Source organism: Myxococcus sp. CA040A (genome assembly GCF_013336725.1).
Lineage (GTDB): Bacteria > Myxococcota > Myxococcia > Myxococcales > Myxococcaceae > Myxococcus > Myxococcus llanfairpwllgwyngyllgogerychwyrndrobwllllantysiliogogogochensis.
In genome coordinates, this window is the sequence record NZ_JABUMR010000002.1 from 1 (window position 1) to 25,654 (window position 25,654).

At 68.2% G+C, this 25,654-nt stretch carries 21 protein-coding genes; 11 read left to right on the forward strand and 10 right to left on the reverse strand.

Going from position 1 to position 25,654, the window contains the following annotated elements; all coding sequences use genetic code 11:
* Nucleotides 1-195: 195 nt before the first annotated feature.
* Complete coding sequence (locus tag HUA75_RS46505; RefSeq protein WP_174485934.1) at nucleotides 196-828, reverse strand: zinc-binding dehydrogenase; 633 nt, start codon at nucleotides 826-828, stop codon at nucleotides 196-198.
* A gap of 325 nt (nucleotides 829-1,153) precedes the next feature.
* Between HUA75_RS46505 and HUA75_RS07125 the strand changes: the two genes are divergently transcribed.
* From HUA75_RS07125 to HUA75_RS07135, 3 genes are all read left to right on the forward strand, one after another.
* Nucleotides 1,154-4,045, forward strand: coding sequence for a serine/threonine-protein kinase (locus HUA75_RS07125; RefSeq protein ID WP_174485935.1), 2,892 nt, complete (start codon nucleotides 1,154-1,156; stop codon nucleotides 4,043-4,045).
* Nucleotides 4,046-4,144: 99 nt separating this feature from the next.
* Nucleotides 4,145-5,515 (forward strand): KamA family radical SAM protein, encoded by a 1,371-nt coding sequence (locus tag HUA75_RS07130; RefSeq protein WP_174455875.1) that lies wholly within the window; start codon nucleotides 4,145-4,147, stop codon nucleotides 5,513-5,515.
* Between the two features lie 20 nt (nucleotides 5,516-5,535).
* A complete protein-coding gene (locus tag HUA75_RS07135) occupies nucleotides 5,536-6,762 on the forward strand; it encodes a KamA family radical SAM protein (protein WP_254627503.1) in 1,227 nt (408 codons plus the stop codon).
* Nucleotides 6,763-6,809: 47 nt separating this feature from the next.
* Here HUA75_RS07135 and HUA75_RS07140 read toward each other — a convergent pair whose 3' ends face one another.
* The 3 genes from HUA75_RS07140 to HUA75_RS07150 form a co-directional block, all read right to left on the reverse strand.
* On the reverse strand, nucleotides 6,810-7,523 hold the full coding sequence (locus HUA75_RS07140) for a hypothetical protein (protein ID WP_174485936.1): 714 nt from the start codon (nucleotides 7,521-7,523) through the stop codon (nucleotides 6,810-6,812).
* A 142-nt stretch (nucleotides 7,524-7,665) separates the two neighbouring features.
* A complete protein-coding gene (locus tag HUA75_RS07145) occupies nucleotides 7,666-8,001 on the reverse strand; it encodes a hypothetical protein (protein ID WP_174465797.1) in 336 nt (111 codons plus the stop codon).
* 273 nt (nucleotides 8,002-8,274) lie between these two features.
* On the reverse strand, nucleotides 8,275-8,832 hold the full coding sequence (locus tag HUA75_RS07150) for a hypothetical protein (RefSeq protein WP_371746070.1): 558 nt from the start codon (nucleotides 8,830-8,832) through the stop codon (nucleotides 8,275-8,277).
* Nucleotides 8,833-8,904: 72 nt separating this feature from the next.
* Here HUA75_RS07150 and HUA75_RS07155 point away from each other — a divergent pair, with 72 nt between their 5' ends.
* The 6 genes from HUA75_RS07155 to secF all read left to right on the forward strand — a co-directional run bounded on the left by HUA75_RS07155 (nucleotide 8,905) and on the right by secF (nucleotide 15,845).
* Complete coding sequence (locus HUA75_RS07155) at nucleotides 8,905-10,017, forward strand: SpoIID/LytB domain-containing protein (RefSeq protein WP_141643229.1); 1,113 nt, start codon at nucleotides 8,905-8,907, stop codon at nucleotides 10,015-10,017.
* Between the two features lie 60 nt (nucleotides 10,018-10,077).
* Nucleotides 10,078-11,163, forward strand: a complete 1,086-nt coding sequence (gene queA, locus HUA75_RS07160; protein WP_174485937.1) for a tRNA preQ1(34) S-adenosylmethionine ribosyltransferase-isomerase QueA — start codon at nucleotides 10,078-10,080, stop codon at nucleotides 11,161-11,163.
* Between the two features lie 5 nt (nucleotides 11,164-11,168).
* Nucleotides 11,169-12,377 carry a tRNA guanosine(34) transglycosylase Tgt gene (gene tgt, locus HUA75_RS07165; protein WP_141643231.1) on the forward strand — a complete coding sequence of 403 codons (1,209 nt, stop codon included), beginning with the start codon at nucleotides 11,169-11,171 and terminating at the stop codon, nucleotides 12,375-12,377.
* 142 nt (nucleotides 12,378-12,519) lie between these two features.
* Nucleotides 12,520-12,876 (forward strand): preprotein translocase subunit YajC, encoded by a 357-nt coding sequence (gene yajC / locus HUA75_RS07170; RefSeq protein ID WP_141643232.1) that lies wholly within the window; start codon nucleotides 12,520-12,522, stop codon nucleotides 12,874-12,876.
* Nucleotides 12,877-14,649 (forward strand): protein translocase subunit SecD, encoded by a 1,773-nt coding sequence (gene secD, locus HUA75_RS07175; protein WP_174455870.1) that lies wholly within the window; start codon nucleotides 12,877-12,879, stop codon nucleotides 14,647-14,649. It begins immediately after the preceding gene.
* A 26-nt stretch (nucleotides 14,650-14,675) separates the two neighbouring features.
* Nucleotides 14,676-15,845, forward strand: a complete 1,170-nt coding sequence (gene secF, locus HUA75_RS07180) for a protein translocase subunit SecF (protein ID WP_141643234.1) — start codon at nucleotides 14,676-14,678, stop codon at nucleotides 15,843-15,845.
* A 102-nt stretch (nucleotides 15,846-15,947) separates the two neighbouring features.
* Here secF and HUA75_RS07185 read toward each other — a convergent pair whose 3' ends face one another.
* The gene (locus tag HUA75_RS07185) at nucleotides 15,948-16,547 is read right to left on the reverse strand and encodes an outer membrane beta-barrel protein (protein WP_141643235.1); all 600 of its coding nucleotides are present in this window, start codon (nucleotides 16,545-16,547) and stop codon (nucleotides 15,948-15,950) included.
* Between the two features lie 226 nt (nucleotides 16,548-16,773).
* On the opposite strand from HUA75_RS07185, the gene recJ reads away from it, so the two are divergent.
* The gene (gene recJ / locus HUA75_RS07190; protein WP_141643236.1) at nucleotides 16,774-18,486 is read left to right on the forward strand and encodes a single-stranded-DNA-specific exonuclease RecJ; all 1,713 of its coding nucleotides are present in this window, start codon (nucleotides 16,774-16,776) and stop codon (nucleotides 18,484-18,486) included.
* A 55-nt stretch (nucleotides 18,487-18,541) separates the two neighbouring features.
* On the opposite strand, the gene HUA75_RS07195 is transcribed toward recJ, so the two are convergent.
* From HUA75_RS07195 to HUA75_RS07210, 4 genes are all read right to left on the reverse strand, one after another.
* The gene (locus HUA75_RS07195) at nucleotides 18,542-18,787 is read right to left on the reverse strand and encodes a YHS domain-containing protein (RefSeq protein ID WP_141643237.1); all 246 of its coding nucleotides are present in this window, start codon (nucleotides 18,785-18,787) and stop codon (nucleotides 18,542-18,544) included.
* Nucleotides 18,788-18,967: 180 nt separating this feature from the next.
* Nucleotides 18,968-19,750, reverse strand: a complete 783-nt coding sequence (locus HUA75_RS07200) for a hypothetical protein (RefSeq protein WP_141643238.1) — start codon at nucleotides 19,748-19,750, stop codon at nucleotides 18,968-18,970.
* Nucleotides 19,750-21,039, reverse strand: coding sequence for a hypothetical protein (locus HUA75_RS07205; protein ID WP_174463425.1), 1,290 nt, complete (start codon nucleotides 21,037-21,039; stop codon nucleotides 19,750-19,752). Before HUA75_RS07205 ends, HUA75_RS07200 begins: the two co-directional genes overlap by 1 nt.
* 24 nt (nucleotides 21,040-21,063) lie before the next feature.
* On the reverse strand, nucleotides 21,064-22,182 hold the full coding sequence (locus tag HUA75_RS07210) for a hypothetical protein (protein WP_174485938.1): 1,119 nt from the start codon (nucleotides 22,180-22,182) through the stop codon (nucleotides 21,064-21,066).
* Between the two features lie 178 nt (nucleotides 22,183-22,360).
* Here HUA75_RS07210 and aspS point away from each other — a divergent pair, with 178 nt between their 5' ends.
* On the forward strand, nucleotides 22,361-24,178 hold the full coding sequence (gene aspS / locus HUA75_RS07215) for an aspartate--tRNA ligase (protein ID WP_141643241.1): 1,818 nt from the start codon (nucleotides 22,361-22,363) through the stop codon (nucleotides 24,176-24,178).
* Here the strand turns inward: aspS and HUA75_RS07220 are convergent, their stop codons facing one another.
* Nucleotides 24,179-25,582, reverse strand: coding sequence for a PLP-dependent aminotransferase family protein (locus tag HUA75_RS07220; RefSeq protein ID WP_174485939.1), 1,404 nt, complete (start codon nucleotides 25,580-25,582; stop codon nucleotides 24,179-24,181). It lies immediately after the preceding gene.
* Nucleotides 25,583-25,654: the final 72 nt, after the last annotated feature.

Here is a 25,654-nt window from a genome sequence, read left to right on the forward strand (position 1 = left end):
ACCGCGTGGGAGAGTAGGTCGCTGCCGGATTCTTTTTGAGAGAAGCCCTCGTCGCCTCGTGCGACGGGGGCTTTTCGCTTTTGTGCGTCTGGAGTTTCCGACGCCGTGAAGAGGCCCCGTGCCCGCTCCGGCCGCCAGGGCGTCCGCGGGCTTGGGCTTGAAGCCACCCTCGAGCGCTGACGGCCTTGCGCGGCCTCAGGGCACTCGCAGCACCACCTTGCCCACCGTCGCGCGCGACTCCAGTCGCTGGTGGGCGTGCGCGGCTTCTTCCAACCCCACCACCAGCCCCAGCTTCACGCGCAGCTGCCCTCCCGCCAGTGCGCTTCCCAGCGCCTCGCGAGCCCTCCGCTGCAGCGCGGCCGGGTGTGGCGTGCGCAGCCAGTACGCGCTCACCTTCAGCGACTTCGCGTACAGCGTCTCCACCTCCACCGCCGCTGGGGGCCCGCTCGCGCTCCCGTACGCCACCAGGTGCCCGAAGGCCGCCAGCGACTCCAGGCTGCTTGCCCACGTGCTGGCACCCACGGAGTCCAGCACCACCTCCACTCCAGCTCTACCGGAGCTGGGGGGCGGCTGGCATTGCGGTACGCAGCTATATCCACTGGCGTTGGGGCTTGGCGGCGCTTCCGTACGCAACGCCAGGTGCCTGGGAGGGCGCCAGTGGCTGGCTCGATGATGCCTGCCGCACGCGTGCGCGGGCTCGACTCTCACTGGCGCGGTCTCAAATCCGGCGCGTGGCTTCAAACCGCTGCCCACATGCTGGCTCCGCACGGGCCGGTACGAACCCTCCTGTTCCACCTGCGCCGGACTGCGTCGCTGGGTTCTACCCACGGATCACAGGTGGCCTTGCGGGATGGTGGTCTGCTCCAGCGACGCCGCAGGCGCTCCGGTTGTCGCTGAACACCGTGAACGACAGGGGGCGATGTAGGGCTTCACCTCGCGGCTTGGGGCATGGGTCGTCCGGCATGTGACGCGCCGCCTCCTTCCCGCTCCTGCTTCCATGGGGCTCAGAAGCGTTCAAGCTCCCGAATTCCTTGAGGTTTCAGGGGTGTATGCGTGTTTGACTCGCTATGAAGGCTGCGACTAGAGTCCAGTCCTCCGCCCGGTCTGCGCTCCGCCTGCCGCGGTGCTCCCCGGCCCCGGACCGCTCCACGAGATGAAGAAGCCGACCCTTTTTGGGAAGTACCTGCTCCTCGAGCGCATCAACGTCGGCGGAATGGCCGAGGTGTTCATCGCGAAGGCCTTCGGCGTCGAGGGCTTCGAGCGCATCCTCGCCATCAAGAAGATCCTCCCCACGATGGCGGAGGACGAGGAATTCATCACGATGTTCATCGATGAGGCGCGGATCAGCGTTCAGCTGAACCACGCCAACGTCGTGCACATCCACGAGCTCGGGAAGCACGACGACACGTACTTCATCGCCATGGAGTACGTCGCGGGCCGCGACGTGCGGACCATGCTGGAGCGATACCGGCGGCGTAAGGAGATCATGCCCACCGCGCAGGCGGTGTTCATCGCCTCCAAGCTCTGTGACGGCCTGGACTACGCTCACCGGAAGAAGGACGCACGCGGGCAGGACCTGCACATCATCCACCGTGACGTGTCGCCTCAGAACGTCCTCATCTCCTATGAGGGCGAGGTCAAGGTCATCGACTTCGGCATCGCCAAGGCGGCCAACCGCTCGCAGAAGACGCAGGCCGGCATCCTCAAGGGCAAGTTCGGCTACATGAGCCCGGAGCAGGTCCGGGGCATGCCCATCGACCGGCGCAGCGACATCTTCGCCGTCGGCGTGCTGCTGTACGAGATGCTCACCGGTGAGAAGCTCTTCGTCGGTGAGTCGGACTTCTCCACGCTGGAGAAGGTGCGCAACGCGGACGTTCCGCTTCCTCGCGAGTTCAATCCGAACATCCCGCCGGGACTCGAGAAGGTCGTCCTCAAGGCGCTCGCGCGTGAGACCGAGGACCGCTACCAGTGGGGTTCGGATCTCGCCGAGGACCTGATGCGCTTCCTCCTCGCTGGGGATGCCATCTACTCGTCGAAGCACCTCTCCTCCTACATGAAGGAGGCCTTCGCCGAGGACATGCTCCGCGAGGCGGAGAAGATGGAGCGCTACGCGGGAATCGAGCGCCCGGATCAGATCGAAACCTCGGGCGTCACCGTTCCTCCCTCGCCGCCGCGCCAGAGCACGAGGCGCCCGCCGCCCGCGGTGGTGGTGACGGGTTCTCCCGCGGGCCGCGCGCCCACGGCACCGGCTCATCCCGCCCCGAATTACATTCCGCCCCCCACGGCCGAAGAGCTGGAGGAGATGGACGGCGGTGGCGCCGACAAGACGCAGATCGTCGACTCGACCCAGACCTTCATGTCCCCGGAGACGCGCGTCGCCGAGAGCAGCGTGCTGGTGGACGACAGCATCACGGGGCGTTCGGAGATTCCGACCCTCCAGGGCAGTGGCACCGCCTCGGCCTACCCGTCGCGGGAGCCGGAGCCCTCGGTGCGCAAGGGCAAGAGCGGACCCAAGTCCCAGGTCGTCATCGCCAGCGAGGACGGTGAGGCCTACGCGGGTGCGACGATGATCGGCCCGGCGCCGACCGCGCCCCCCACGCGCTCGAAGGCCTCGGCGGAGCCGCCCGAAGAGACCACCGGCAACATCACCGTCTCGGCGAACGGGCGGAGCAATCGCGTTCCGCAGCGTGGCTCGTCACCCCAGCACCAGGATGCCGGGGGCTACGACGCACCCCAGGATGATGGGGGCTACGACACACACGACGGCTACGGCTCCGAGGACGGCGGGGGTTATCCCGACGACACCCAGGAGCGCGAGGAAGTCACCGGGACGCAGACGCCCGCGCCCGCGCCGAAGAAGGGCGCCAAGGCCACGGCCAAGCCCGTTCCTGTCGCGAAGCCCAAGCCCAAGACCAAGTCCAGGCCCGCCGCGAAGGGTTCGCCCCTGCAGTCGCTGGCGAACCTTCCCAAGCCGGTGCTCTTTGGCTCCGCGGCCGGCATCGCCGTGGTGGTGCTGCTCCTGTTGGTAGTGTTGTTCGGCGGCCCTTCAGGGGAGCAGGTCACCTTCACCGTGCCGCAGGCCGGCGCCGTCGTCGAAGTGAATGGGCAGAGGGTCGAGCCCAACATGATGCTGGCCCTTCCGGCCGGCGACTACGAGGTCGTGGCCAGTGCTCCCGGGCACAAGCCCGAGAAGAAGTTCGTGACGGTGGTCGAAGGCCCACCCCTGGCCGTGTCCTTCAACCTGGTCCCGGAGGTCGTGGCGCAGGCTCCGCCGGAGGAGCCACCCGCGAGGCCCTCGGAGCCCGTGGCCAACCCGGGAGGCCAGGAGCGGCCTTCGGGCACCATCGTGGACCCGGGGCAGACGGGGACTCCAACGCCCCCCCAGAACCCGGATCCTCCGACCGCCGTCGTCGACGCTCAGCCTCCCGACACCGCTCCCGCCCCAGGCACGGAGACGCCCACTCCGCCTCCCACGCAGAAGCCTCCTCCCGCGAACCCTGTTGTGGAGAACAAGCCCGTGGAGCCTCCGCCGCCTGCACCCAAGAAGCTCGCTGCTGTCTTCGAGGGTGAGAGCGGCGCGGAAATCTCCGTGAATGGAAAGAAGGTCGGACGCACCCCGGCCGCGCGGCTCGCCAACCTGGAAGTGGGGAAGACCTACCAGTTCACCGCGAAGCTGGCGGGATACAAGACCTACTCCGGAGAGTTCCTGGCCGAGGGTGATGGCGGTGAGCTGACCATTTCCTTCGACCTCACCAAGGAGGAGAAGCGCGTCGAGACGGTGAAGCCTGCTCCCGCGCCTCCGACCCCGCCGAAGCCGAAGGCCACGGGAATGCTGGCTTGCAGCACGAAGCCCGCGGGCGCCGAAATCCTCGTCGATGGCAAGAAGACCGGCCGTCAGACGCCGGTGACGCTCGGAAGCCCCCTCGTGCTCCCAGTGGGCAAGAGGAAGATCTCCTTCAAGCTCAATGGCAAGACGACCAAGCCCGTCGTTGTCTCGATCTCCGAGAACAAGATCGAAAAGCTGGTCAACTTCGCCATTGAGTAGGGAGCGGGCATCGGGCGTCGTCGACGATTTGTTGAATGAAGTGGTGCTGGGCGCGGTATGACGCCCGGCCCGCGACGCTACATGCTGAGGTGATGCGCCATGCAATCGACGCCCATCCGGGGCAAGGCCGAGGCCGGTCCCGCGCAACAGCCGTTTTCTTATCCGCTCCGCCGTGAGTTCGTGGAACCCGACTGGCGGCGCATCCCCGGCTACAAGGACGTCACCCAAGCGGAGTGGGAAAGCTCCGTCTGGCAGCGCAAGCACACCGTCAAGAACCTGAAGGAGCTCAGGGCCACCCTGGGTGCGCTCCTTCCGGACGACCTGGCGGAGAGCCTCGAGCGGGATCAGCGCGAGCGCGCGACGATGTCCATCCTCGTCCCGCCGCAGATGCTCAACACGATGGACTACCAGGACCTGTGGAAGGATCCGGTGCGGCGCTACATGCTGCCCGCCTTCGCGGACCGCCTCACGGACTGGCCCAATCACCCGAAGGCCAGCCGTGACAGCCTTCACGAGCAGGACATGTGGGTCGTCGAAGGTCTGACGCACCGCTATCCGACGAAGGTGCTCGCGGAGATGCTGCCAACGTGTCCCCAGTACTGCGGGCACTGTACGCGCATGGACCTGGTGGGCAACGACGTCCCCCAGGTCAGCAAGCACAAGTTCTCCATCGGACCGAAGGACCGCTACGAGCAGATGCTCGAGTACCTGCGCCGCACGCCCACCGTGCGCGACGTGGTGGTCTCCGGCGGCGACATCGCGAACCTGCCCATCCAGCAGTTGGAGCCGTTCGTCAGCTCGCTGATGGACATTCCGAACATCCGAGACATCCGGCTGGCCAGCAAGGGGCTGATGGCCATTCCCCAGCACTTCCTCCAGGACTCGGTCCTCCAGGGATTGGACCGGCTGGCGAAGAAGGCCGTGGAGCGGGGCGTGGACCTGGCGATGCACACGCACGTCAACAACGCCGCGCAGCTCACGCCGCTGGTGGGCAAGGCCGTGCGCAAGCTGCTGGACATGGGCTTCCGTGATGTCCGCAACCAGGGCGTGCTGCTGCGAGGCATCAACGACAGCGCGCAATCGCTGCTCGAGCTGTGCTTCACGCTGCTCGACCACGCGAAGATCCTGCCGTACTACTTCTACATGTGCGACATGATCCCCAACAGCGAGCACTGGCGGCTCTCCGTGGATCAGGCGCAGCGGCTCCAGCACGACATCATGGGCTACATGCCCGGCTTCGCGACGCCGCGCATCGTCTGTGACGTGCCCTTCGTGGGCAAACGCTGGGTCCATCAAATCGCCGAGTATGACCGCACGCGCGGCATCTCCTTCTGGACCAAGAACTACCGGACGGGCATCGAGGCGAATGACCCCGAGGCGCTCGACCGGAAGTACGAGTACTTCGACCCCATCGACTCCCTGCCCGAAGAGGGCCAGGCGTGGTGGCGGGAGCAGACCCGGGCGGCGTGATGGACACCTCCGCGGTTGCGATGAATGGGGCGGCGGACTCCCTCACCGAGCGCTCCTCGCTCAGTGACGCGGGGCGCCGTCGCCTGTTTCCCCAGGCCACGGATGCGGAGTGGGGCGACTGGCGCTGGCATCAGCGCCACGCGGTGCGCGGGCTGGAGCAGCTCGAGCGCTTCATCCCATTGACCGCCGATGAACGCGCGGGCGTCCAGGAGACGTCCTCGCTGTTCCGCATTGGCATCAGCCCGTACTACCTGTCGCTCATCGACCCGGAGCATCCGTTCTGCCCGGTCCGCATGCAGTCCATTCCCGTGCGGGCCGAGGCTCGCGTACGCCCCGGCGAGCTGGAGGATCCGCTCGGTGAGGACAAGACGCGGCCAGAGGAGTGCATCGTCCACAAGTATCCAGACCGGGTGCTGTTCCTGGCGCTGGATACGTGCTCGGTCTACTGCCGGCACTGCACGCGAAGGCGCATCACCCAGGGCGGCGTGGCGGAGCTGTCCAAGGACCAGATGCGCCGTGGCATCGACTACATCCGGCGCCACCCCGAGGTGCGTGACGTCCTCATCTCCGGCGGGGATCCATTCCTGCTCAGCGAGCAGCGCCTGGAAGAGCTGCTCGCGCCGTTGAGCGAGATTCCCCACGTGGAGATGATTCGCATTGGCACGCGTGTGCCAGTGGTTCTGCCCATGCGCGTCACCGATGCGCTGGCGAGCACGCTGCGACGCCATGCGCCCGTCTTCGTCGTCACGCACTTCAATCACCCGAAGGAAGTGACTCCCGAGGCGCGCGAGGCGTGCGAGCGACTGGTGGACCACGGCGTGCCCGTGGAGAACCAGGCTGTGCTGATGCGGCAGCTCAACTCGGACGCTCGCATCATCAAGGAGCTGTCCCACCTGCTGCTGCGCAGCCGCGTGCGGCCGTACTACCTGCACCAGATGGACGTGGCCGAAGGCTGTGAGCACCTGCGCACGCCCATCACCAAGGGCCTGGAGATCATCCAGCAGCTTCGTGGCCACACCACCGGACTTGCCGTGCCGCACCTCGCGGTGGATTTGCCCGGCGGCGGCGGCAAGGTGACGCTCCAGCCGGACTACGTCGTCGAGCGGGGCGAACGAGAGACCGTGTTCCGCAACTACAAGGGCGAGCGTTACGCCTACCCGGAGCCGGAAGAGACCGACTGCTCGTGCCCGTATGACGAGACCTGGCGTGCCCGCGCCCAGGAGTACGGCTACCTGCGGAAGGGCTGAGCGTCAGCGGCTCCCGGCAAGCGTGCTTCCGGGAGCTGACGACTTCGTCAGTCGTCGTTCGAGCTCCTTCTCTTCTTCGCCGCCTTCTTCTTCACCTTGGGCGTCTGTGAGCTGGCGCGGCGCGCGGCCTTCTTCGAAGGCTTGTCGTCCCCACCGCCCATGATCTCCACGGGCACCTGATCCTCATTCGCGGCAGCGGCCTGGGCTGCCACCGCGCCCTCCGCGTTCGCGCCCTCGCCACCCTCGGCCCCCGCGCCACCTTCGGCTCCCTCTTCGTCCTCGACGGGAATGCCAATCTCGACGACGGGATTGTCGCCCTCGGTGGACTCCAGCTCGACGGGGTTGTCGTTGCTGAAGCCTTGCTGAATGGTGACTTCCTTCTCCTCGGCGGGCTTCGCCGCGGCCTGCTTCGCCGACTTGGCTTGCTCTTCCAGCCGCTGCCCCTCGGCCTTCGCCCGCTCGTTGCCCTCGGGGCCCATCTTCGCGGTGAAGCGGTCGTACTCCTTCGCGGTGACGCCGTGCTTCTCCAACACCGACGAGGTGGCCGCGGACTGCTTCTGGATGGCTTGTCCGCGCTCCTCGTTGCTCATCTCCGAGGACTTGCGATTGCCGAACTCGTCGTCGACCTTCTTCATCGCCGCCGCTTCGTCTCGGCGGATGTGAGCCACCTTCTCGGGGGTCAGCTCGCCCCCTTCGTCCGCTCCGGCGATGCCCGGAAGGACCAACAGGGCTGCCATGAGCATGGAAATGGGACGGGACATGACGCGGCTCCTCGACAGTGGAAACCCGCGTATCTAAGCACGGTCCGCCGTCGGTGCGCATCGGTCGCGTTCCGTCCACTTCCCCCGGCGAGGACTGTCGCTGAATCCGGTGATTCCCCCCGCGAGCCCGTCGTCGGCCCGGTCAGCCGTTCTGGCAACTCGCGCAGCTGTCCCTCGCGCTGGAGCACTGCTCGCGGCCCTGTGCGCAGCGCGGAGGGAGATCATCCCGGTCCGGGTTCCGGTCCACCAGGGAGCACTGCTCCTCGGCCACGCCGCAGGTCTGGTTGGCCACCTCACAGCGGTCCTGGCACGACAGGTCATCCTGGGCCGCGCGTGCCCTCAGTTCTTCGAGCCTCGCGGATGCACCATCGATGGCAGCGTCGTCATCACCGGCGACGCGTGTGTCCACGTTCTTCGAGCAACCCACGAGGAGGCAGGTGACCACGAGCAGCGGGAGGCCGACGAAGGGGACTCGCATGGGCCTCCCATATTCGCGCAGACAGCACTTCGTCCAGCAAGGGCATCCGCGAGTGTCGGACGTTTGTCGGGACACAGTGGACTCACCGTTGTGGGTGACGCGCGACACTTGCTCGACGCGGCCGCGCCCATCGCGCAACACCCCGGGGCTGGCGTGGCCTGTCACTGGTGACGCGCGACACTTGCTGGCCGCAGCCATCGCGGAACACCCCGCGTCCGGCGTGGATGGTCGCTGGTCATCCTCGGGACTTGCTGCACGCGGCGGCGCCCGTCGTCACCCGGCGTCAGGCGCCAACTGTTGTTGGGGCGGGGGGCGCGGGCGGCGGGGCGGCTCTTCCGGACGCGACAGGTACAGGTATGCAGTCAGGGCCAGGAGGGCCGCGACAGCCAGCCTCCGCATCCAGTCCTCGCGCTGCCGAACTGGCGAGGCCTGGTCTTCCCGCGTCGCGGCTTCCAGGCCCGCGGCCACCTCGGCACTCACGGTTCGCACCCGACGGCAGACCTCTACCACCGGCACCAGTCCCACGGGCACCGGTGCATCCTCCCGCTCCAACGCCGCCGCGAGCATCCGCGCCCAGGCTGCTTCCTCCTCGCCCTCCGTCGGCTCCCTCGCTGCCGTGCCCAGCCTCATCGCCAGCAACACGGCGGCTCGCAGCAAGCGCACCGAGAGGGCCTGCTCCGACACCCCGTAGAAGCTCGCGCAGGCCTCCAGGGAGGCCCCTGAGACGAGCCGGCGACTCAGCAGGGCGGCGGGACGGGGCTCCAGCCCTCTGAGGGCCTGGACGAAGGACGAGGGGGGCAGACGGGAAATGGGCGGCTCGAAAGGTGTCACGGCCGCGCCATCCTCTCCCATCCTCTGGCCGTTTTCTTGAGGCACGTGGCCACGCTCCTACACTCCCAGGCCATGTTGCGACCTGTTGCACTGCTCCTGCTCCTGCTCGCTCCCCCGCGTTCACTCGCGGTGGAGACCCTGCGCATCGCCATCGAGGACACGGGAGTGGAGGTGCGCATCAGCGGGCGCGGACTTGGCTTCGGCGTGGACAGCGAGGAGGCCACCTTCGTGCCCATCCCCTCCGATGTCGCCACCGTCCGTCGGAAGGCAGGCCGGCTCGAGGTCAACGGGGCACCCGTCATCGGAGACTCCGTCCGCTTCCGCGCGGGTCTGAGCCCCTCTGACGACGCGGGGAGCGCTCCGGGTGAACAGCCGCTCAAGGCCGGCAGCGCCCAGGTGCGCGGTGATGTCGTCGTGCGTCCATTTCGCGACGGGCTCCAGCTCATCAACGTCATCTCCCTCGAGGACTACCTCGCGGCGGTGCTCGGCAGCGAGATGCCGGTCTCCTTCCCGCCCGAGGCCCTCAAGGCCCAGGCCATCGCCGCGCGCACCTATGCCCTCCAGAAGAAACTGGAGAGCTATAGCAACGCGTTTCATCTCGGCAGCAGCGTGCTCCATCAGGTGTATGGCGGCGTCAACCGCGAGGACCCCCGCACCCGCGCCGCCGTCGACGCCACCCGAGGGCAGGTGCTCACCTACGAGCTCGCCCCCATCGAGGCCTACTTCCACGCCTCCTGTGGCGGTCGCACCGAGTCCGGACAGGACGCCCTCCACCGTGACTTGCCCTACCTCCAGCCTGTCGACTGTCCGTGCGGACGGCTGCCCGCGAGCCGCTGGTCCGCCTCCATGTCGGACACCGAAATCAAGGCCGCCCTCAAGCGCCCCGCCCAGGGCATGAAGGTGTCCGCGCGCACGCCCACCCGCCGTGTCACCCGCATCACCATGGGCGATGGCAGCACGGTGGACGGCGTGGAGCTCCGCCGCAGGCTCGGCTACACGCGCCTCAAGAGTCTCGACTTCGAGGTGGAGCGAACCGACCACGGCTATGTGTTCTCCGGTCGCGGCTATGGCCACGGGGCCGGGCTCTGCCAGTGGGGCGCCAAGGCGCTCGCCGACAAGGGCAGGGGGTACCTGGAAATCCTCACCCACTACTACCCCGGGGCCGAGCTCCAGCAGCTCTACTGACGTCCCCTTCGTCGGCGCGCTTTCCGCGGCGGCGCGGGGGCTGCTACAAGCGCCAACCCCGTGTCGTCCCGCCTCTCAGACTACGTCTTCGAACTCCCCGAGTCCCAGATCGCCCAGGCGCCGCTCGCCCAGCGCGACGCCTCGCGACTGATGCTCGTCCGCCGCTCCACCGGCGACGTGAGCCACCGCCAGTTCTCCGACGTGCTGGAGCTCCTGCGCCCCGGTGACCTGCTCGTCCTCAACGACGCCCGCGTCATCCCCGCGCGCCTGCTGGGCCAGAAGGCAGGCACCGGCGGACGCGTGGAGCTGCTCGTGGTGCGGCCCGCCGCCTCCACGCTGACGTCGGCCGCGCTCGATGGCGCTCCCGAGTCGCTCGACTGGCTCTGTCTGGGCCAGGCCTCCAAGGGCCTCAAGCCCCCCCAGCGCCTCACGTTCGCCGGCGGCCTGGAGGCGGAGGTGCTGGAGGTGCTCGGGGGAGGGGAGTACCGCGTGCGCTTCCACGCGCGCCCGGGGGCCTCGCTGGCGTCGTTGCTCGACGCCGCCGGTCGCCTGCCGCTGCCGCCCTACATCACCCGCGAGCCCGATGCCGCGGACGCCGAGCGCTACCAGACGGTGTACGCGCGCGCCTCCGGCGCCGTGGCCGCGCCCACCGCCGGCCTGCACTTCACGCAGGACACCCTGGACGCGCTGGCGGCCAAGGGCGTGCGCCGCGCGCTGGTGACACTGGACGTGGGGCCGGGGACCTTCTTGCCGGTGCGCGAAGAGGAACTCGACAAGCACCACATGCACCCGGAGCGCTTCACCGTCCCCGAGGCCACCGCGCGCGAGGTGAACGCGGCGCGAGCGGAGGGCCGGCGCGTCGTCGCCGTGGGCACCACCGTGGTGCGCACGCTGGAGTCCGCGACGGACCCGACCACGGGCCTGCTGCGCGAAGGGCCGGGCGAGACGACGCTCTTCATCCGCCCGGGCTTCACCTTCCGCCAGGTGGACGCGCTCCTCACGAATTTCCACCTGCCGCGCTCCACGCTGGTGGTGCTCGTCAGCGCGCTCTTGGGGCGCGAACGCACGCTGGCTGCATACGCGGAGGCGGTGCGCGAGGGTTATCGATTCTTCAGCTACGGCGACGCCATGCTGGTGTCGGAGTGAGTGCCATGAGTGAGCAGGACGCGGGAGTACGGGAGACGGCGCGCGAGAAGGGCGACACGCGGGTGGCACCGGGCCTGGTGCGCTTCGATTTGCTCCACGAGGACGCCTCTGGAACGAAGGCCCGCCGTGGGCGGCTGAACACCCCGCACGGCCCCATCGAGACGCCCATCTTCATGCCTGTGGGCACCGTGGGCAGCGTCAAGGGCGTGGGGCCGGATGACCTGCTCGCGCTCGACGCGCAAATCATCCTCGGCAACACCTACCACCTCATGCTGCGCCCCGGCGAAGCGCTGATGCGGGAGATGGGCGGCCTGCACCAGTTCGTCTCCTGGAACCGGCCCATGCTCACCGACAGCGGCGGCTTCCAGGTCTTCAGCCTGTCGGAGAAGCGCAAAATCACCGAGGAGGGCGCTGCCTTCCAGTCCCACCTCGACGGCGCGCGTCACTTCCTCACCCCCGAGCGCTCCATCGAAATCCAGGAGACGCTCGGCGCCGACGTCATCATGGCCTTCGACGAGTGCCCTCCCTCCACCGAGGACCGCCCGTACCTGGAAAATTCCCTCGCACGCACCACGCGGTGGCTGCACCGCTGCGTGAAGGCGTGGAACCGGGAAGGACGCTCGTCCCTCTTCGGCATCGTCCAGGGCGGCCTCCACGAGGACCTGCGCAAGCGCCACGCGGAGGAGGTGTGCGCGGTGGACCTTCCTGGGTACGCGCTGGGGGGGTACTCCGTGGGCGAGGCCCCCGAGGCGATGCACGCGGGCGTGGCCTACGCGGCGCCGCTCCTGCCTCGCGACAAGCCGCGTTACCTCATGGGTGTGGGCACCCCCGTGGACCTGGTCACCTGCGTGGAGCACGGGGTGGACATGTTCGATTGCGTGCTGCCGACCCGTTGTGCGCGCAACGGCCTGCTCTTCACCTCGGAGGGCAAGCTCACCATCCGCAATGCGGCATTCGCCAGGGACCCCAGGCCGGTCGACCCGGCGTGCTCCTGCTACACCTGCCGCAACTTCAGCAGGGCGTACCTGCGGCACCTCTTCGCCGCGGGCGAAATCCTCGCGATGCGCCTCAACACCCTGCACAACCTCCACTACTTCCTCGGGCTGATGGCGGATGTGCGCAAGGCCATCGCCGAGGACCGATATGCCGCTTTCGCGCGGGAGTTCCGGGAGAGGGCTCGGGCCCAGGAGGCCGAACGGACCCGTGGTCGCTGAGCGACCGGATGGAATCCCGAGTTCCCGCGTTCACTTGCTCACATGGGGACCCCTTGCTAAGAGGGCCCCCTTTCAGGATGGGTCCTTCGGGTAGTGTGGGGGGTCCCCCATCCCAAGCCTTCCTCAACCGACGAGGCAGTCTGTGGCTGAGAGCTTTTTGATGCTGGCGCAGGCCGGGGGCGGGACCAACCCGCTGAACACCCTGGCTCTGCTCGTGGGACTGGTGGCGATCATGTACTTCGTCATGATCCGCCCTCAGCAAAAGCAGATGAAGGAGCACCGCACGCTGCTCACTTCGCTCAAGAAGGGCGATGAAGTGGTCACCTCGGGCGGCATGCTCGGGAAGATCCACCTCGTCGAAGAGCGGACCGTGACGGTGGAAGTCGCCAGTGGCGTGCGCATCCGCATCCTGAAGACGTCCATCAGTGCCAAGGGCACGGTGGCTGAGGGGCCCGCGCAGGCGGCGCCCGCCGAAGAGAAGAAGAAGGAGGAGAAGTAAATGGACCGCGGCTGGTGGTGGAAGTTTGGACTGATTGTCGCGGTGACGCTGGGGACCATCTGGTTCCTGATTCCGTCGTACTACTCGCTGGTGGTCATGGACCGTGCCCAGCGCAATGACCTGGCGGCGCTGCAAGCGCGGCTTCCCGCCTGGGCGCCTCCCGCGAAGTACCGGCTCAATCTGGGCCTGGACCTTCAGGGCGGCATCCACATGGTCATGCGCGTGGACACCAAGACGGCGCTCCAGAAGCGGACCGAGCGCCGGGGCCAGCAGATCGCCACGTACGTCGCCGACAAGAAGCTCGGCGAGGTCACGGCGGAGACGGATCCAGAGAAGCTCCAGCTCACCTTGACCGCGAAGGACCCGGCGACCATGGACGCCATCGAGAAGGACGTCCTGGCGACCTTCGGGGACTTCAAGCGGGTCAACCGCGATGGCGCGACGCTGGTGCTGTCGCCCGACGAATCCCAGGTGAATCGCTTCCGTGAGGAAGCGGTCGACCAGGCGATGCTCGTCATCCGCCGCCGCATCGACAAGTGGGGCGTCGCCGAAGTCGACGTGCGCAAGCTCGGCACCGACTCCATCCAGATTTCGCTGCCCGGCCGCAGCAACCCGGAGCAGGCCAAGGAGCTGGTCGGCACCACCGCGCAGCTCGAGTTCCGGATGGTGGACGACACCAACCCGCAGTTCTTCGCGCAGCTGTTCCAGTCCAACCCGCCTCCGGCCGGCAGCGACATCACCGTGTCGGAAGAGGGTGGCTTCCCGCAGCTGCAGAGCGCCTCGCGTGACGCGCTCCTGAAGTACACCGAGGGCAAGGTTCCGGAGAACCGCCAGGTCGTCACCGAGTGCATCGCGAACCCGCTGAAGAAGAACGAGTGCTCGTCCTACCGGACGTACCTGCTGGACAAGGTCGTGCCGCTGACGGGCGAGAGCCTGGCGGGCGCCGACGCGTCGGTGAACCAGATGAACGAGCCGGAGGTGAACATCGCCTTCGACCCGGCGGGCGCGCGCGAGTTCGAGAAGCTGACCGAGGCGGGCGTGGGCCGTCGCATGGCCATCGTGCTGGACGACAACGTCCACACGGCGCCGAACATCAACGAGAAGATCGGCGGAGGCCGTGCCCGCATCACCATGGGTCGCATGGGGGCTCGCTCCCACGACGAGTGGCTGGGCGAGGCGCAGACGCTGGCGCTGGTGCTCAAGGCGGGCGCGCTGCCCGCGCCGGTGACGGTGGGTGAGATTCGTCAGGTGGGCGCGAGCCTGGGTGACGAGCTCATCAAGAAGGGCGGCCTCGCGGTGCTGGTCGGCCTGGGCCTCGTGCTCCTCTTCATGGGTCTGTACTACCGCAAGGCGGGGCTCATCGCGGACGTCGCGCTGCTCTTGAATGGTCTGCTCATCCTGGCGGGCCTGGCGTTCTTCAACGCGACGCTGACCTTGCCGGGCATCGCGGGGTTCGTGCTGACGTTGGGCGTCGCGGTGGATGCCAACGTGCTCATCAACGAGCGCATCCGTGAGGAGTTGAGTCACGGCAAGACGGCCAAGGCGGCCGTGGACCAGGGCTATGACCGCGCCTTCTGGACCATCTTCGATGCGCACGTGACGGCGCTCATCGCCGGCTTCATCCTGTTCTTCACGGGCACCGGACCGATTCGGGGCTTCGCCACCACGCTCATCGTGGGGCTGTTGGCCTCGCTGTTCACGTCCATCGTGGTGACTCGCGTCATCATGACCTACTTCGTCCACGGCCGTAACGCGCAGTCGGTGTCGGTCTGAGACCGGCGGGAGCCCGGTAAACTGCCATGCAGATCCTCAAGAACAAGACGAACATCGACTTCATCGGCAAGCGCAAGCCGGCCATCTTCATCTCCACCCTCGTCAACCTCGCCATCCTGGTGGGCATCGCCACGGTGGGGTTCAACTACGGCGTGGACTTCGCCGGCGGCACGGTGGTGGAGCTGAAGTTCGACCACTCCATCAGCGCGGCGGAAGTGCGTGAGCGCGCCCAGAAGGGCGGCCTGCACGACGTGAGCGTGCAGAACATCGGCGGAGCCTCGGAGAACGCCTTCCTGCTTCGCATGGGCGGCGTCACCCAGCTCAACGAAGAGAACGCCGCGAAGGCCAAGACGGCCATCGAGGCCCTGGGCACGGTCCGCAACGTCTACTCGGACCTCGCCAACGGCATCATCAACTTCCGCTCGGCCACCCCGCTGACTGCGGAGCTCATCAAGAGCGCGGTGGAGGGGTCTGGCACCGGCGTGCAGGAGGTCCGTGTCCTGGGCGAGTCCCAGGGCGGCACCGGCGTCGACTACCAGGTCGTCGCCAGCGGCATGGCGGACAAGGTGAACTCCGCGCTCAAGGCGGGCCTGGAGAAGCCGGACTTCGAGCAGCGCCGCGTGGACTACGTGGGCCCGCAGGTGGGCAAGCAGCTGCGCAACCGCGGCGTCATGGCGCTGCTGTACTCGATGGTGGCCATCCTCATCTACGTGGCGTTCCGGTTCGACTTCAAGTTCGGCCCGGGCGCGCTGCTCGCCATGCTCCACGACGTCATCATGGTGGCGGGCTACTACCTGGTGAGCCGCCGCGAGTTCAACCTCACGGCCATCGCCGCGCTGCTGACCATCGTCGGCTACTCGGTGAACGACACCATCGTCATCTACGACCGCATCCGCGAGGACATGGCCAAGTACAAGGGCAAGCCGCTGGCGGAGGTCATCAACATCGCCATCAACGACACGCTCGGCCGCACCATCCTCACGTCCGGCACGACGGCGTTGTCGCTCATCGGTCTGCTCATCTTCGGCGTGGGCGAAATCTTCGACTTCGCCATGGCGATGCTCGTGGGCATCCTCGTCGGCACCTACTCCTCCGTGTACATCGCCAGCCCGCTCACCATCTGGCTGGACGAGCGCGCGGCGGCGAAGGAAGGCCGTCACGGCGACGGCATGAAGCAGGAGCCGAAGGCGGCGTGACGTACCCCGCCTGACTCCCGCTCGCGGGAGCCGGACGCGATGAGGGCCCTGGTCTCCCACGTGGAGGCAGGGCCCTCGTTGTTTTTCAGGCGGGTGTGCGTGTCAGAAGCGCGCGCCCAGCGTCACCGAGGCGTCGAGCAGGCCACCGTCGGTGTCCTCGTCCAGCGCGTCATTCGCGAAGCCGTTGTCGAGCAGCACGCGCCAGGTGGCGCGGACGCCCGCGGTCAGCGCTCCGCTGTTGAACTCCACGCCCGCGGCCAGCGGCACTTCTTCCATGGTGTCGGAGTCGTAGAGGCCGCCGCCGATGCCGCGCACGTCCACATACGAGAGGCCGAAGCCCGCGCCTACGAAGGGCCGCACCGCCGTGAGGAAGGGCGGGGAGACCTTCACCAGCGCGCTGCCGCCCTGCCGGACGATGGAGGGGCCGTCATCCAGGAGTCGGATGTCGTCGATGCCGTTCTGCGAACCCTCGTAGCCGAGCTCGAACCCGATGAACGTGGTGGGCTGCACGTTGAGTGTGAGGCCCCATGCCGGACCGGTGTTCGTGAGATCTCCCAGGTTGCCCGTGTAATCGCCCAGGCCGCCCTTGAGGAACACGTTGACGTCGCCTCGCTTGCCCGGCTTGCGTTCTTGCGCCGAAGCCGTGCCTGTGGCGAGCAGCGCGAGCGCCAGCGCGCCGACCTGGATACCCTTTGCAGCCATGCGGTCCTCCCTGTCAGGTGGTGTGCAATCAAGCTGTGCACCGGGTGACCGACGCGCTCCCCACCGGCAGACGACAGGGCAAGCGCACGCCTGAACGCCTGAGCAGGAAGGGAAATGTCGTGCCCAAGGTTGGACTTTCCTCGTCAGACGTCTGAGGTACTGTCGGACTGTCAAGATTTCGTCCCGGCCACGGAGGAGTCCCGGTGGCCGAGGAGGGGAGCTGCGAGTGCGGTGGTTGCTTCCAGACGTGGTCGAGGAGGAGGTGGGGTCGCTCGCTGGGGAGCTGTCGCTCCATCCGCTCGCGGCGAGGGTGCTGCTGCACCGCGGTTACCGGACGCCTGAGTCCGCCTCCGCGTTCCTGTCGGACCGTCTGGCGGACCTGCCAGACCCCTTCCGGATGAAGGGCATGGTGGCGGGCGTGGAGCGGCTGGTGCGTGCACTGCACCGGCGCGAGAAGGTGACGCTGTACGGCGACTATGACGTGGATGGGGTGTGCTCCACGTCGCTGATGTTCCTGTTCCTGAAGGAGCTGGGCGTGCCGCCGGCCACGTACATCCCCCACCGGCTGGACGAGGGCTACGGCCTCAACATGTCCGCGGTGGAGCGCATCGCCGCGGATGGCACGCGGGTGCTGGTGACACTGGATTGCGGCATCACCTCCGTGGCGGAAATCACCCGCGCGAAGGAGCTGGGGCTGGACGTCATCGTGGTGGACCACCACACGGTTCCTCCCACGCTGCCTCCCGCCGTCGCGGTGCTCAACCCGCATCAGCCCGGCTGCGAGTACCCCACCAAGGCCCTGTGCGCCGCGGGCGTGGCCTTCAACCTCTGCATGGGCCTGCGCAAGCGGCTTCGCGACGATGGCTACTTCGCCACCCGCAAGGAGCCCAACCTCCGCGCCATGATGGACCTGGTGGCGATGGCCACCGTCGCGGATGTGGTGCCGCTCACCGGCGCCAACCGCATCCTGGTGACGCACGGCCTCCAGGAGCTCACGGCCGCCCGCCGTCCGGGGGTGCGCGCGCTGAAGGAAGCCGCGGGCATGGACCCGGACACGACCATCACCGCGGGCCAGGTGGGCTTCCGCCTGGGGCCTCGCATCAACGCCGCGGGACGGCTGCATGACGCGTCCCTGGGACTCCAGCTGCTCTGTTCGGAGTCCTTGGAGTCGGCGCGCTCACTGGCCTCGGTGTTGGACCGGGCCAACGCGGAGCGGCAGGGAATCGAGAGCGGCATCCTCACGCAGGCGCTGGCCCAGGCCGAGGAGCGCAAGGATGCGCGCGGCTTCGTGCTCTACGACGAGGGCTGGCACCCGGGCGTCATCGGCATCGTCGCCTCGCGCGTGGTGGAGCGCTACCACCGGCCCACCGTCATGGTGGGCGTGAAGGACGGGGTGGGGAAGGGCTCGGCGCGCAGCATCGAGGCCTTCCACCTCTACGACGCGCTCAGCGGGTGCTCGGAACTGCTCACGAAGTTCGGCGGTCACAAGCACGCCGCCGGCCTCACCATCGACGCGGACAAGCTGCCCGCGCTGCGCGAGGCGTTCGAGAAGATCGCCTGGCAGCGCCTCACCCCCGAGGACCTCATTCCCCGCTGCCGCGTGGACGCGGTGGTGAGCGCCCGGGAGCTGGATGCGACGGCCGTGGAGGCCCTCCAGCGCCTCGGCCCCTTCGGCCAGGGCAATCCCGAGCCGGTGCTGGTGCTTCGCCACCAGGTGGCCCGCTCACGCGTGCTGCCGGCCAAGGCGGCGGGTGGCAGCGGTCACCTCAAGCTGGCGCTGGCGGACGCACCGGAGCTGGACGCCATCGGCTTCGGCATGGCGGACCGCGTGAGGATGGTGGATGGGCCGGTGGACCTGGCCTTCCAGGCGGGCTTCGACACCTTCCGAGGTCAGCGAAAGCTGTCGCTGCGCCTCAAGGACGTGCGCGTCGCCGCGTAATCTGTTCGTCAGTGAGTGAGGGCCCGCGGTGTTTCACCCGCGGGCCCCGGAAGTCCTACGCCAGTCCCCAGCGCACCCGGCCCGGCGTCATCAGCGCGCCGACGCGGGCCAGCTCGTTGAGACGGAAGCGCTCGGCTTGTCGCTCGAAGGCATGGCGGCACCGTTCCGAGCAGAAGAAGTAACGGCGCTTCTTGTACTCCGAGGATGGCTGGCCATCCGGTGTCTCCAGCTGCTTGCCGCACACCGGGTCCCAATGCTTCCCCTGGCCTTGGCCCTGTCCCTGCCCCTGCACGCCCTTCATGCCTCGCCTCCCCGCCCTGGGGCCCCACGCCCATTCCCGACGGTGGCTACAAGCAGGGCATATGCCAACCCCCAACTCCCCGGAATGCCGAGGAGCGGGGGGCCGCACGAAGGGCCGGAGGCGGAAAAACTTCCACCCGTTCACGCTCCTTGCGGGGAAGGAGCGGTCGGGAAGTGTTCTTCAGAAGGTGGCGCCGACGCTGCCACCCAGGAAGAAGTCGTTCATGTAGCCCCGGCGGTAGCCCATGGCCTCCAGGCGGAAGGACAGCCGGAAGTTGCTGCTGCTGGACAGTCGGGGACGGCCCCGGAGGCCCACGCCGTACTGGAGGAGGGGCTTGAGGCCATTCACCTTCGTCTCGTTGGCGTCCACGGTGATGGAGGTCGTCTGGTAGGCGACGCCGCCACCCACCTGGCCGAAGAAGCCGAAGTCGGACTTGCCGAACTTGAACTCGTAGGCCGGGGCGATGGTGAAGTAGTGCTGGCTGGTGCTGCCGCGAATGAAGTCGGTGCCGTCGCTGCTGTTGCCGTACGTCCAGCGCAGGTCCGCCCAGAGGTTCTCGCGAAAGGGCTCGAGGTCGAACGTGCGGCCGAACTCCCACGTGGTGCGCACGCCCAGGCCCAGCACGGTGTCGGCGAAGCGGCCCCGGGGGCTCTCCAGGAGGAGCGCGCCGGCGAGGAGCTCCACGCCCACGCCCAGGTTGGGGTCGTCCAGGCCGGCGAGCTCCTTGAAGTCGCCTTCCTCGCCCTCCTGCTCTGACGCGTTCCGGAACTCGTCGGCCTGGTCCACGTTGCGACGGCGGCGCTCGGCGGCCTCCTCCTCTTCAATCTGCTCCTGGCTGGGGCCCGGCTCGTCCTCGGGATAGGCGTACGGGTCGTCGTCATCCTGCGCGAAGGCGGGGGGCGCTACGAGCAGGCCGCCGACGAGGCAGCGGGTGAGCCAGTTCTTCACGGTGGCGGTCCTCATCAGTCGGCGCTCAGTCGGGGGCAGGTGGTACCGCCAGCGGCGCTGGCCGGGCAGAGGTTGGGATTCGTGGTGCCCACGAGCAGATCGCGGGGAATCTGCAGGTGGTCCATCAGCTCGTTGCAGACGGCTTCCTTCAGCCGCAGGTCCGTGATGTGGCTGATGATGGCGCTCGACGCCACGGCCAGCGTGAAGTTCGTCTGGTCGGAGGTGTACTGCTGGGTGAGCTGGAGCAGGCCGGGCGTCGCCGTCGAGGTGTCGCTGTAGCCGGTGACGATGGAGCGCAGCAGGATGTCGCGCTGCCCGGTGGCCTCGCCGGCCTGGTACAGCGCGCTGGCGAGCAGCGTGCCCACCCGGTACTCCTTGCCGCTGAACTCGCTCAGGCTGTTGTTCCGGATGCTGTCGCGCAGGGACGCGTCCATGCAGCGGTCCGTCTTCGCCAGGTCCCGGTCAGCCGGGATGGAGCCGTACTCGGGGCCCTCGAAGGACGTGGAGAGGAAGCGGGTGTCGCAGCCGTTCTTGGAGCGGCAGGTGGCGCCGTACGCGTGCAGGTCCGCGAGCCCCTCGTCGAACGCCTTGAGGATGTTGGCGCCGGGGCTGGGGCCGCCGGTGCTGGCCCACGCGGTGAGGGCCGCGGGGAAGGCCTGCCCGGCGTACACCTTCAGGTTGAAGATGCGGTGCGAGTACTCGTGGGTGATGACGCCCGCGTTGATGGCCAGGGGCGCGCGCTGGAGCTCATCGAAGGGCAGCACGAGGAAGGACTCCATCGCCGAGAAATACAGGGCGTTGTCCTTCAGCGAGTCGCGGCTGACGTCGGTGATGGTGAAGTCGGGGAAGTAGTACGTCTTGACGGGCTTCTTGAAGTCGGCCGTCGGGATGTTGGTGACGTCGTGGAAGTAATCGAAGGCGCGCTCGAGGTTGTAATACGTCGTCACCATGTTCCAGGTGTGGAAGTCCGCCGGCCAGAGGACGTCATCCTGGGAGATGTAGCTGGCGGTGACGTCGCGGCCTTCGCCCTTGAGCAGGGCGTTGGCGAAGGCCTCGGGCGTGGTGGCGGTGGCGAGGTCCTGGTCGTTGGAGTCGTAGACGATGCGCGCGCCGCCGTGCAGGTCGGCGACGCTGCCGCTGAGACCGACGACGTCGGCGACCGTCTTGAGTTCGACCTCCTCGGGGACGTACTGCCCATTGCTGGAGAGCACCAGGGCGCGAATCTTGACCGGGGCGCTCGTGTCGGGCGCACAGCCGGCGGCCAGGCCCAGCACGGCGGTGGTGGCGATGACTGTTCGGAGCATGGGGGCCGTTTTACTCCGGTCCGCTCAGAACGTGTATTCCCCCCCGAGCGTCACCAGGCCGGAATGGACCGGGGAGGGGGGGGCCGGGTCCGCCGCCGCCTCCAGGTGGTCCTGCTGGAGCGCCACGCTGGCCCACACCCTCAGTGGCGTCCCCAGTCGCACCGTCCACCGGGTGGCCAGCAGGTGGGACCACCCCTCGCCCGAGACGTAGCGGGTGAAGGCGTAGGAGAGCTGCCCCCGCACGTCCCGTCCGGGCTTCCAGGTGACGGAGGGCCTGACGTCGAAGCGCGCGGGCGCGGTGGGGATGCCCGCGGTGGCGTTGACGTCCGCCATGCGTCGGGCCAGGACGGTGCCCAGGTCCCTGTTGACGCGGGCCTGGTAGCGGCGCAGGGCCCGGCGCGTCTCGACGGCGTTCTCCACGCGGCGCGCCATCGCCGCCTGTTCCTCCTCGGTGAACTGGCCGGCGGAGAGCGGGTCCTCGCTGTAGAGGGAGAGGCTGCCGCGCGCGCCCAGCTCCCAGCGCGTTCCCAGGAGAAGCCGGAGGCCCAGCCCCGGCCGCGCGGCCCACAGGGTGTCCTCGCGGGTGTAGCGCGTGGTGTTGCCCTGGACGTGGGTGACGAGCAGCGCCCGGCTCAGCGGGTGGCGGGTGAGGGCGAGGCTCGCGTCGGCGCCCGACTCCACGTCGGAGAGGCCCGCCGAGTCGTAGGCCACCGACAGGAGCGCGCCCTGGCTGGCGTAGCCGGTGCTGGCGTCGACGGCGGGAAGGCGGCGCGCGGGTCGCTCGGGGATGAGCTCGACGCGGGTGGACTTGGGCAGGCCCGTGCTGACGATGGCGGACAGGAGCCAGTGCTCGCCCAGCACCTGGTCGGCGCCCAGGCTGAGCTGGTGGGTGAGGGCGGTGCCCGCTTCCGGGCGGGCGCCCGTGTAGCCGAGCGTGAGGAACGTGGCCCCGTCGCGCAGCTCCACGTCGCCCAGGAGGCTCCAGGCGCGGAAGTCCTTGCCGACGGTGGTCTCCACGCTGACGGTGGTGTCACCGGACTCCGCGCGGGCGGTGAGCAGGGGGGCGAGCAGTCCGAGCAGGACGCAGGCGTGGCGAAGAGGGCCCGAGGGCCTGGGCTTGCGCGTGCTGGGCTCCCCCTTCATGAGAAGGCCAACACGGAAGGCGGCGGGAAGTTGCACTCGGGTGGGGCGGACGTCAGGAAGCCCTCCAGGAGTCGACCGTTTGAGAGCAGTCAGCACGGCGCGGACTCCTTGACGCACCGTTTCCACGGTCCCTATGGTGCCGCGCCTTTTCCTTCTACGAACCACGCAGGCGGTCTCCATGGCGGTCCCGTTCATCTCCGAGGTCAAGCGTACCCACACGTGCGGTCAGCTCACCGCGACCAATGTTGGCGAGGAGGTCGTCCTCTTCGGCTGGGTGCACAATCGTCGAGACCACGGCGGCGCGGTCTTCATCGACTTGCGGGACAGGGACGGGTTGACGCAGGTGGTGTTCGAGCCGGACCACGCCGAAGCGCATGGGCTGGCGGGCAGCCTTCGGTTGGAGTTCTGCATCGGCGTGCGCGGCAAGGTCGTGTCGCGTGGCAAGAACGTGAACCCGAAGATGAAGACCGGGGAGATCGAAATCAAGGCGACCGATCTCACCATCTTCAATCGCTCCGAGCCAACCCCGTTCCCCATCGAGGACTCGATTGACACCTCGGAGGAGAAGCGGCTGGCGCATCGCTATCTGGACCTGCGCCGGGCGCCGCTCCAGAAGTCGCTGATGACGCGCTCGAAGATGCACTCGCTGACGCGCGCGTACATGGTGGACCACGGCTTCCTGGATCTGGAGACGCCGTTCATGGGCAAGTACACGCCCGGTGGCGCGCGCAACTTCCTGGTCCCCAGCCGCATGAACGCGGGCAAGTTCTACGCGCTGGCGGAGAGCCCTCAGCTCTACAAGCAGCTCTTCATGGTCGCGGGCTTCGACCGGTACTTCCAGATCGTGAAGTGCTTCCGTGACGAGGACCTGCGCGTGGATCGGCAGCCTGAGTTCACGCAGATCGACGTGGAGATGAGCTTCGTCAGCCAGGACGACATCTTCACCATCATCGAGGGGCTCATCAAGAAGCTGTGGGGCGAGGTGCTCGGCATCGACGTGCCCACGCCCTTCGCGCGGATGGACTTCTACGAGTCCATGGCGAAGTACGGCAACGACAAGCCGGACCTGCGCTTCGGGTTGGAGCACACGGTGCTCACGGACCTGATTCGCGAGCACGGTGACGCGGGCGGCGTGCCGATGATGTTCGAGGCGGTGCAGAACAAGGGCATCGTCAAGGCGATGGTCGTCCCCGCGGAGAAGGCGATGAGCCGCGCGGAGAGCGACAAGCTGGAGGAGTTCGCCAAGCAGGCCGGTGCGAAGGGCCTGGCGCGCGCGAAGGTGGCCGAGGGCGGCGAGTGGACGCAGTCCCCGCTGTCCAAGACGATTACCCCGGCGCTGCGCGCGGCCATCAACCAGGCCGTGGGCGCGAAGACGGGCGACCTCATCCTGTTCCAGTTCGGCAAGGAGTCGCTGGTCCACACGGTGATGGCGAACCTGCGCGTGCACGTCGCCAAGAAGCTCGGGCTGATTCCGGAGTACGGCAGCGGTGGCCAGTGGAAGTTCCTGTGGGTGGTGAACCCGCCGCTGTTCGAGCACGACGAGGACTCCAACACCTGGGTGGCGGCGCACCACGCCTTCACGCGTCCGCACGACGAGGACGTGCCGTTCCTGCTCAGCGACCCGGGCCGGGTGAAGTGCCACCGCTACGACGTGGTGCTCAACGGCTTCGAGATTGGTGGCGGCTCCATCCGTCTGCATGACCCGAAGGTCCAGGCGGAGGTCTTCAAGGCGCTGGGCATCGGCGAGGAGGAGGCGCAGACGAAGTTCGGCTTCCTGCTGGACGCGCTCAAGTTCGGCGCGCCTCCGCACGGTGGCATCGCCCTGGGCATGGACCGGCTCGCCTTCCTGCTGACGGGCGCCGAGTCCCTGCGCGACGTGATTCCGTTCCCCAAGACGAAGACGGGCACGGACCTGATGACGGGCGCCCCCGGCGACGTGGACGACAAGCAGCTGCGCGAGCTGCATGTCCGTCCGGTGCCGCCTCCGCAGAAGTAGTCAGACGATGGAGGCGAGGGGCTCCGGCCCCCCCTCCAGTGTCTCTCTCAGTCGATGCAGGCCCTTCTCCAGCGAGGCGCGGGTGCGTGGGGTTCCCAGGCACACGCGCACCGCCGCTGGAGCGGTGGCCGGGCCCACGGTGAACAGCTCGGCGGGCATGACGAGCACGCCGCGCCGCCGGGCCTGGGAGGTGAACGCCTCCGCGCGCCAAATCGAGGGAAGCTTCAGCCAGAGGTGGTACGTGGTGGCCTTTCCTGGACGCGGTAGCAGGTCCCCGAGCACGTCCTTCGCCAGCTCCAGTCGCTCGTGCGCTTCTCGGCGGCGGCGCACCACCAGCTCGTCGGCGGTGCCATCACGCACCCATCGCGCGGTGATGTCGGCCGTGAGCGCGGGTGTCATCCGAGCGGCGAGGGCTGCTTCCTCCGCCAGTCGCTCGGTGCTCGGTCCCGCTGGCGCCGCGAGGTAGCCGATGCGCAGCCCCGGGGCGAGCAGCTTGGAGACGCCCGCGATGAACCATCCGGACTCCGGCAGGAGCGTGCAGAGCGGTGGGGGGCGCTTGTCGAGCAGCAGGCCGTAGGCGTCGTCTTCCACCACCGTGAGGCCGTGTCGTCGGGCCACCGTGGCGATGCGGCGACGGCGCTCCTCGGGCATGACGGCGCCGGTGGGGTTCTGGAGATTGGGCAGGCAGAAGAGGACCTTCGCGCCGGTGCGGCACGCGGTCTCCAGCGCGTCTGGGATGAGGCCGTGTTCATCCATGGCCACGCCGTGCAGTCGCAGGTGGAGCCGGTTCGCGAGCACCTTGAGGCCGGGGTAGGTGAGGGCCTCGCAGAGCACCGTGTCACCGGGGCGCGTGAGGGTGCTGAGGGCCACTTCCATCGCGTGCTGCCCGCCGGAGCACACCATGACTCGCGAGGGTTCGACTTCCAGGCCGAAGCGGGACATCCACTCGGCGCCGGCCTCGCGGTGCGCCGGGTTTCCCGCGGGGGGTTGGTAGTCGAGCAGCTCCGCGAGGCGAGGCGAGCGTTGCACGGCGTCCAGCGACTTCTTCAGCGCGGAGCCGGCCGGGTCTCCGGGGGGCGTGGCTGGCCAGTTGAGGCCCAGGTCCACGAGCGAGTCGTCGCCCGAGTCCTGGGCGGGGGGCGGGAGCTGTCGAGGGGCATCCCGGTGGCGCACGAAGGTGCCTCGACCGACTTCGCCGCCGATGAGGCCCCGACGCTCGGCCTCCGCGTAGGCACGCGTCACCGTGCCCACCGTGACACCCACCTTCTCCGCCAGCTCACGGTGCGTGGGCAGGCGGGTTCCGGCGGCGAGGCGCCCTTCCTCGATGTCCGCTCCGAGCGCATCCGCGAGGATTCGATACAGCGGCCCCTCTCGGCCCCGGAGGTTGGGCGTCCAGATTGTCATGGTGACAATGCATACAGTTGACGGGCGCCTCCGCGCAATGCATCGATTGTGTCGATTCTTGAGCTGGATTGT

Coding starts and splice junctions, on each gene's coding strand:
- tgt (WP_141643231.1), top strand. CDS start 11,169: ATGAGTGAGCAGGACGCGGGAGTACGGGAGACGGCGCGCGAGAAGGGC.
- aspS (WP_141643241.1), top strand. CDS start 22,361: ATGGCGGTCCCGTTCATCTCCGAGGTCAAGCGTACCCACACGTGCGGT.
- HUA75_RS07140 (WP_174485936.1), bottom strand. CDS start 7,523: ATGTCCCGTCCCATTTCCATGCTCATGGCAGCCCTGTTGGTCCTTCCG.
- HUA75_RS07125 (WP_174485935.1), top strand. CDS start 1,154: ATGAAGAAGCCGACCCTTTTTGGGAAGTACCTGCTCCTCGAGCGCATC.
- HUA75_RS07195 (WP_141643237.1), bottom strand. CDS start 18,787: ATGAAGGGCGTGCAGGGGCAGGGACAGGGCCAAGGCCAGGGGAAGCAT.
- HUA75_RS07145 (WP_174465797.1), bottom strand. CDS start 8,001: ATGCGAGTCCCCTTCGTCGGCCTCCCGCTGCTCGTGGTCACCTGCCTC.
- HUA75_RS07135 (WP_254627503.1), top strand. CDS start 5,536: ATGAATGGGGCGGCGGACTCCCTCACCGAGCGCTCCTCGCTCAGTGAC.
- HUA75_RS07205 (WP_174463425.1), bottom strand. CDS start 21,039: ATGCTCCGAACAGTCATCGCCACCACCGCCGTGCTGGGCCTGGCCGCC.
- HUA75_RS07210 (WP_174485938.1), bottom strand. CDS start 22,182: ATGAAGGGGGAGCCCAGCACGCGCAAGCCCAGGCCCTCGGGCCCTCTT.
- HUA75_RS07200 (WP_141643238.1), bottom strand. CDS start 19,750: ATGAGGACCGCCACCGTGAAGAACTGGCTCACCCGCTGCCTCGTCGGC.
- HUA75_RS07155 (WP_141643229.1), top strand. CDS start 8,905: ATGTTGCGACCTGTTGCACTGCTCCTGCTCCTGCTCGCTCCCCCGCGT.
- HUA75_RS07185 (WP_141643235.1), bottom strand. CDS start 16,547: ATGGCTGCAAAGGGTATCCAGGTCGGCGCGCTGGCGCTCGCGCTGCTC.
- secD (WP_174455870.1), top strand. CDS start 12,877: ATGGACCGCGGCTGGTGGTGGAAGTTTGGACTGATTGTCGCGGTGACG.
- HUA75_RS07130 (WP_174455875.1), top strand. CDS start 4,145: ATGCAATCGACGCCCATCCGGGGCAAGGCCGAGGCCGGTCCCGCGCAA.
- HUA75_RS07220 (WP_174485939.1), bottom strand. CDS start 25,582: ATGACAATCTGGACGCCCAACCTCCGGGGCCGAGAGGGGCCGCTGTAT.
- secF (WP_141643234.1), top strand. CDS start 14,676: ATGCAGATCCTCAAGAACAAGACGAACATCGACTTCATCGGCAAGCGC.